The sequence below is a fragment of the Streptomyces sp. NPDC058877 genome (genome assembly GCF_042742855.1).
Lineage (GTDB): Bacteria > Actinomycetota > Actinomycetes > Streptomycetales > Streptomycetaceae > Streptomyces.
The window spans coordinates 1-6421 of the sequence record NZ_JBHYMF010000290.1; the positions used below are offsets into that span (position 1 = coordinate 1).

Sequence of the window (6421 nt, forward strand, 5' to 3'; positions counted from 1 at the left end):
GGGCGAGCCGCCGTCTCTCATGTCGCGATCAGGTCGTGGCACAGACCGCCGCCGCAGTGGCCAGCGGCTCCAGACGGCGCAGCACCTCCCGTTCCCCCAGGGACTGGGCCACCTGGAACAGGTCGGGGCTCCAGCGGCTGCCCGTCAGACACACCCGCAGCACGTTGGCCACTTCCCGGACGGAGCCGCGGTAGGCCTCGGGTGCCGCCCGGTGCGCGCGGACGTCCGGGGCGAACCCGTGCCGCTCGGCCACCGAGCGGACGTTTGCGAACCATTCCTCCGGCGTCGCGGCATGCCGGTAGTCGGCGATCAGGTCCGCGGCCAGGACGACGACCACGGGTTCGGGCAGCCCGCCGAGGCGGGCGTCGTCCGGCCGGTCGACGAGTTCGTGCAGCTCGGGGAAGCAGAAGCCGTACGCGGCCCGGAACTCCGACCAGCACGCCAGGTCCTTGCGCGGGGTTCCGGTGCCCCGCCGCGCCATCTCGAACGCGGCCAGGGCCAGGTCCGGGTGCCTGGCCAGCGTGGCGTGCAGCTCGGGATCGTGCGTGGCGGCCCAGTCGCCCAACCGGGCCCGCGCCTCCTCGGGCGCCAGCGAGGCGATGTGGTCCCGGCTCAGCGAACGGAGCTTGGCCAGGTCCAGCATGGGCCCGGCGGTCCCCATCGCGTCCAGCCGCAGCGGCTCGGCCACCGCCCGCTCGGTGGGCAGGTCCGCCAGACGGCTGTTGGCCAGCCCGCGCAGATAGTGGTCGACGGCCGCCGGAGGGTACCCGGCCGCCACGTAGAACCCCGCCGCCGACTCCGGATCCTTGCGCTTGCTGAGCTTGCGCCGGTTGCCGCCGTCGAGCTTCATCAGCGGTGCGACGTGGGCGTACTCGGGCGGCCGGAAGCCGAGTGATCGGTGCAGCTGGTGGTGCAGGGGCAGGGACGAGATCCACTCGTCGCCGCGCACCACCGTGTTCACCCGCATCAGGTGGTCGTCGACCACGTGTGCCAGGTGGTACGTGGGCAGTCTGACTCCGGTGGCGTCCGCGGACTTCATCAGGACCACGTCGTTGCCGTTGTCCAACATGGTCAGGGACCCGCGGACGAGGTCCTGGAAGCGCACCCGGCCCGGCAGCCCGACGGGGCAGCGCAGCCGCACCACGTAAGGCTGCCCGGCCGCGATCCTGGCACCGGCCTCCGGCACGGACAACGAGCGGCAACGGGCCCACTTGCCGTAGTAGCCGAGCGGGGAACGGGTGCGCCGCTGCTCGCCGACGTGGCGCTCCAACTCCTCGGGGGTGCAGAAGCACGGGTACGCCCGTTGCTCGCGGACCAGCTCGCGCACGTACGACAGGTAGACGGCGGCGCGATCGGACTGCCGGTACGGCCCCCATGGGCCGTCCGGCCCGCCCTCGTCTGGTTCGAGCCCGAAGTAGCGGAAGACCCGCGCGAACTCCTCTGCCGCGCCGGCCACTTCCCGTTCCTTGTCGGTGTCCTCGATGCGGAGCAGGTACGTGCCGCCCGAGCGGTGCGCGAGATCGCGCGCCAAGGTCGCCACGTACAGGCCGCCCAAGTGCATCGATCCGGTGGGACTGGGAGCGAACCGGGTCACCCGGGCCCGCGGCGGCAGCTCCCGTGGTGCGTAGTGCTGCTCCCAGTGGGCGGGCGGGAGCAGATCGGTGGGGAACCAGGAGTCGATGGTGTCACGGTCCTGCATGGCTCGTCCTTCCGTCGCGTTGCCTCGGGTGCGGCGGCCAGATGGGCCACGGCCGCGTCGGGACGTCGACGTTAGGGCGCACGGACCGCGGTGCGGCCGGCCGGACGGGCCGGGAGTGTGGGAACCCGTACTCCCGATGCCCCTGGATGCCCCCGGGGGGCCCGTGCTGCGCGAGTCTTGAACCGGACGGTGACGGCGGCGGAGGAGAGGAGGCGGGTGTGCTGCGCGTGCTGCTGCTCGGATTCGGAGCGCTGGCCGTGGGAACCGACGCCTATGTGACGGCCGGGCTGCTTCCCGCGATGGGGCGGGACCTGCACGAGCCCGCCTCGGTCACCGGGCAGCTGGTGACGGTTTTCATGCTCTGCTACGCCCTGCTCGCCCCGCTGGTGGGCGCGGCTCTTGCGCGATGGGGCGTCCGGCAGGTCCTGCTCGCCGCACTGGTGCTGTTCTGCCTGGCCAACGCTGCCACGGCGATGGTGTCCGGCCTGCCCGCGCTGATGGTGGCGCGCGGGTTGGCCGGGGTGGCCGCCGGGGTGTTCATGCCCGTCGCCGCGATCGCGGCGACGGGGCTCGTCGGCCTCGAGCGGCGTGGACGGGCGTTGGCCGTGGTGCTGGGCGGCCTGAGCTCGGGCACGGTGATCGGCGTGCCGGCCGGGCTGCTGCTGGCTGCGCACACCGGTTGGCGGTCGGCCCTGTGGCTGGTCACCGGGATCGGTGCGGTGGCGCTCGTCGGGGCCGCCCTGCTGCTGCCGGACGTCACCGGCGCCGCGATGCCGTCCCTGCGCGAGCGCGCCGCCCAGCTCGCTGACTTCCGGGTGGTCGCCGTGGTGCTCACCACGTTCCTCCAGACCGTGGCCAGCCTGGGCCTTTACACCTATCTGGTGCCGGTGCTTGACGCGTCCGGCGTCACCGGGCACCAGACGGCGCTGTGGCTCTGGGGGGCCGGCGGGGTCGCGGGCAGCCTCCTGGTGGGACCGCTGCTCGACCGCACCGGTCGGGCCGGGACCCATGTGACGGCGCTGCTGGTCGCGCTGTCCGGGGGACTGGCCCTCCTGCCGCTGCTCGGCGGCGCCGCCGTCCTGCTCTCGCTGGTGCTGTGGGGGGCGGTCGGTTGGGCGTTCGTGGTGCCGCAGCAGCACCGGCTGCTCGCCCTGCGACCGCGCGGCGGCGCCGCCGTCCTCGCGCTGAACAGCTCCGCCACCTACCTGGGCGGATCGGCCGGCGCCGCGCTCGGCGGAACGGTGCTGTCCGCCGGGACCGCTCCCCGCCACCTGCCGCTGGTGGCGGCGGCCGTGGCAGCCGCGGCCTGTGTGCTGCACGTCCTCACCCGCCGACGCTCGTCGGCGGTTCCCCACCCCGCCCCCGCGCCGGCCCCGCAGTCGGGGCCCGAACAGAACGGAGACTCCCATGCGGTTCGGAGCTAACCTGCCCAACTACGGTCCGGCGACCACGCCCGCGAGCATGCTGGAGTGGGCGCAGCGGCTGGAGGGGCTCGGATACCACCAGCTGATGGTCTCCGACCACGTGGCGAGCACCTCCGAGGTGGAGAGCCTGTTCCCCGCGCCGTTCTATGACCCGTTCACCGTGCTCGCCTGGCTTGCGGGGGTCACGCACGGGGTCCGCCTCGGGACGACCGTGGCGATCCTGCCGTACCGTCACCCCCTGCTCGTGGCCCGCCAGGTGGCCAACATCGACCAGCTCAGCGGAGGCCGGTTCGTCTTCGGCGCCGCAGCCGGTTGGGCGCCGGGCGAGTTCGCCGCGCTGGGCGTCCCCTATGCCCGCAGGGGTGCTCGCAGCGATGAGTACCTGCGCGTGATGAAGGCGTTCTGGACCCAGGACGTCATCGCGCACGACGGGGAGTTCGTCTCCTTCGGCCCCGTGCGGACCGGGCCCCGGCCGGTGCGGCCCGAGGGGCCCGAAGTGTGGATCGGCGGCCACAGTGCGGGTGCCCTGCGGCGGGCCGTGCGCTACGGAGACGCCTGGCACCCCACTTCCGTCACCGCCGACTGGCTGGTGCACGCCGGGCTGCCCGCCCTGCGGGACACCGCCAAGCGGCTGGACCGTCCGGTTCCGGCGCTCGCCCCGCGGATCAAGCTGCGGCTGACCAGTCGTCCGCTGCCGGCGGGGCGGGTCCTCGGCGAGGGCAGCGTGGAGCAGATCCACGAGGACCTGAGCCTGCTGGAGCGGTTGGGTGCGGAGGCGGTCGTCCTCGACCCCACGTTTCCCGCGCAGGTGCGCACGGCCGGGCGCGCTGAGGCCGACCTCGCCGCGTTCGCGCGCCTGGCGGCCGAAGTGATCGACCTGGAACACGGCCGCCTGCGTTGACGTTGCGTCGGACATGGACAGAGAGACGCCGGGTCCGGCCATGGACAAGGGGGCCGTCACGGCCAGGCCGTACGGCAGCGAACCGGATCTGCGCAAGCTGCGGGTGCTGATGGAGCTGGACCGGCGGGGCACGGTCAGTGCGGTGGCGGCCTCGCTGCACCTGACCCCTTCGGCAGTGTCACAGCAACTTGCAGGCCTGGCGAAGGAGCTGGGAGTCCCACTGACCGAACCGGTGGGCCGGCGGCTGCGGTTGACCGGAGCGGCGAGGGTGGTGCTCCGCAGCGCCGAGGAGATCTTCGCGTGCATCGACCGCTTGCACCGCTCCCTGGCCGAGTACGGCGACGGCGAGCGGGGAGAGGTGTCCGTGTCCGGGTTCGGTACCACGCTCGCACCACTCATCCTCCCGGCCGCCGGCATCGTCAAGCGGCGCAGTCCCGGACTGCGCACGACACTCGCCGAGGTCGATCCGCCGGCCAGCTTCGAGATGCTGGAGCAGGGCCGCACCGACGTGGTCATCGCGGTGGAATCCCCGTCGGTCCCGGCCTTCGACACCCGCTTCGACAAGCACCCCCTGATGACCGAGGTGTTCGACGTGGCGCTGCCCGCCGGGCATCCGATGGTGCAGGCCCCCGCGCTGACGCTCGCGGACCTCGCCGAGGACGCATGGATCTTCGCCACGGTCGGCATGTGCCAGGAGATCCCGCTGGCGGCGTGTGCGGCGGCCGGCTTCACCCCGCAGGCGACCCATGTCATCGGAGAGTGGGACGCCACGCTGGCGGCGGTCCGTGAAGGGCTGGGCATCTGCCTCGTACCGCGGCTCGCCCGCCGCGGCTCCCGGCCCGGTGTGGTGGTCCGGCGGATCGACGACGCGCCCTGGCGCCGGGTGTTCGCCGCCGTGCGGTCCGGCAGCGGTGACGTGCCCCAGATCGAGGCCGTTCTTGACGCCCTGCGCGAGACGGCCCGGATGATGGAATCAGAGTTGAACGGCGCCATGTCCCATGGAAATGGAGGTTAAATGGCGACTGTGCGCAATTAATCCAAACTTTAAGTTGGCCTTCACGTTCATCGGAAAGATTCCTTGCTGGACGCGGAGCGGCGCCCGGGGCGACGCTCGTGCTGCGGGTCGACGGGCGAATTCCGTCCCTCCCCGCCTCCTCGAGTCTTTCTCCGCTTCCATCGAATGTGAGGGTCGGTCATGAAAACGGGCGCGCTCCTGAGACTGTCCGGACTGAGCCTGCTGTGGGGTTCGGTCTTCCTTTGGATCAAGATCTCCGGCTACGGCTTCTCGCCGGTCGAAATGGTCTTCGTGCGGCTCGTCCTCGGGGCGGCCGTCCTGATGGCCATCGGACTGGCCAAGGGGCAGCGCCCGCCGCGCGACAAGACGATCCTGGGGCACATGGCCGTGGCCGCACTGCTCGGCAACGCCGTCCCCTGGCTGCTCTTCGCCCAGGGGGAGATCGACGGCTCCAGCAACGTCGCCGGCATCGTCAGCGGCACCGGCCCGGTCTGGACGCTCGGTGCGGCCGTGCTGCTCGGCAGCGAGAAGCGGCTGGGCGCCGCCCGCGTCTGGGGCATGGCCATCGGTCTGCTGGGAGTGGTCCTGGTGGCCGCCCCCTGGGACCCCGGTACCCACGCCTCCACCGGCAGCATCATCTGCTTCGTCCTCGGCGCCATCAGCTTCGGCAGCAGCTTCGCCTACGTCGGTCGCTTCCTGGCGGGCCGCGGCATCCCGGTCTTCATGCTGGCCGGCGGGCAGCTGAGCATCGCGGCCTTGCTCACCCTGCTCGCGGTGCCGTTCCTCGGCCTCGAACCCGTCGTGTGGCGCGCCGACTCCACCGTCGCCCTGATCATCCTCGGTGTGGTGTGCACCGGCTTCGCCGTACTGCTCAACACGGTCATCATCACCAAGGACGGTCCCGCAGCCGCCGCCACCGTCATCTACCTCATGACCGTCGTCTCCGTGGTCCTCGGTGCCGTCTTCCTCGGGGAGTCGCTCGCCTGGACCGTGCTCCTCGGCACCGCCGCAGTGCTCGTCGCGACCGCGCTGCTGCGCCGCAAGCCGGTTGACAAGCCCGCGACCGACGGCCCCGCCGCGGGTGCCGTCGCCGCGGCCCCGGCCCGGAGCCCCCAGGAGACCGGACCGGCCGGTGCGTCGGCCCCGGTCGCCGGCGCCAAGTGAGACCCGGACGCGACGCACAGGCGAGTACCCCGAGGACCTGATCACCGACACCTCGCACCTGGTGGACTGGTCGAAGCTGGTCAAGGACGGCGACCTCGCCACCATCTCCCGTCCGGTCGACGCCCTCGGCATCAACTACTACACCCCGACACTGGTCTCCACCCCGACGCAGGGCGCCAGTTACGCGCGCAGCGACGCCCACGGTGCCAGCGACCACT

At 72.3% G+C, this 6421-nt stretch carries 5 protein-coding genes and 1 pseudogene; 5 read left to right on the top strand and 1 reads right to left on the bottom strand.

The features are described 5' to 3' along the window. Positions 1–28: 28 nt before the first annotated feature. The gene (locus tag ACFW2Y_RS34020; RefSeq protein WP_384887086.1) at positions 29–1699 is read right to left on the bottom strand and encodes a glutamate--tRNA ligase; all 1671 of its coding nucleotides are present in this window, start codon (positions 1697–1699) and stop codon (positions 29–31) included. Positions 1700–1917: 218 nt separating this feature from the next. On the opposite strand from ACFW2Y_RS34020, the gene ACFW2Y_RS34025 reads away from it, so the two are divergent. The 5 genes and pseudogenes from ACFW2Y_RS34025 to ACFW2Y_RS34045 form a co-directional block, all read left to right on the top strand. Beyond that, on the top strand, positions 1918–3123 hold the full coding sequence (locus tag ACFW2Y_RS34025) for an MFS transporter (protein ID WP_384887088.1): 1206 nt from the start codon (positions 1918–1920) through the stop codon (positions 3121–3123). Continuing rightward, entirely contained in the window at positions 3107–4024 is a 918-nt protein-coding gene (locus ACFW2Y_RS34030) for a TIGR03619 family F420-dependent LLM class oxidoreductase (protein WP_384887091.1), read from the top strand. Before ACFW2Y_RS34025 ends, ACFW2Y_RS34030 begins: the two co-directional genes overlap by 17 nt. Positions 4025–4037: 13 nt before the next feature. Next, entirely contained in the window at positions 4038–5039 is a 1002-nt protein-coding gene (locus tag ACFW2Y_RS34035; RefSeq protein ID WP_384887094.1) for a LysR family transcriptional regulator, read from the top strand. A gap of 180 nt (positions 5040–5219) precedes the next feature. Continuing rightward, the gene (locus ACFW2Y_RS34040) at positions 5220–6203 is read left to right on the top strand and encodes a DMT family transporter (protein ID WP_384887097.1); all 984 of its coding nucleotides are present in this window, start codon (positions 5220–5222) and stop codon (positions 6201–6203) included. Positions 6204–6222: 19 nt separating this feature from the next. Beyond that, positions 6223–6421 (top strand): annotated as a pseudogene (locus ACFW2Y_RS34045) (family 1 glycosylhydrolase); the annotation flags it as partial.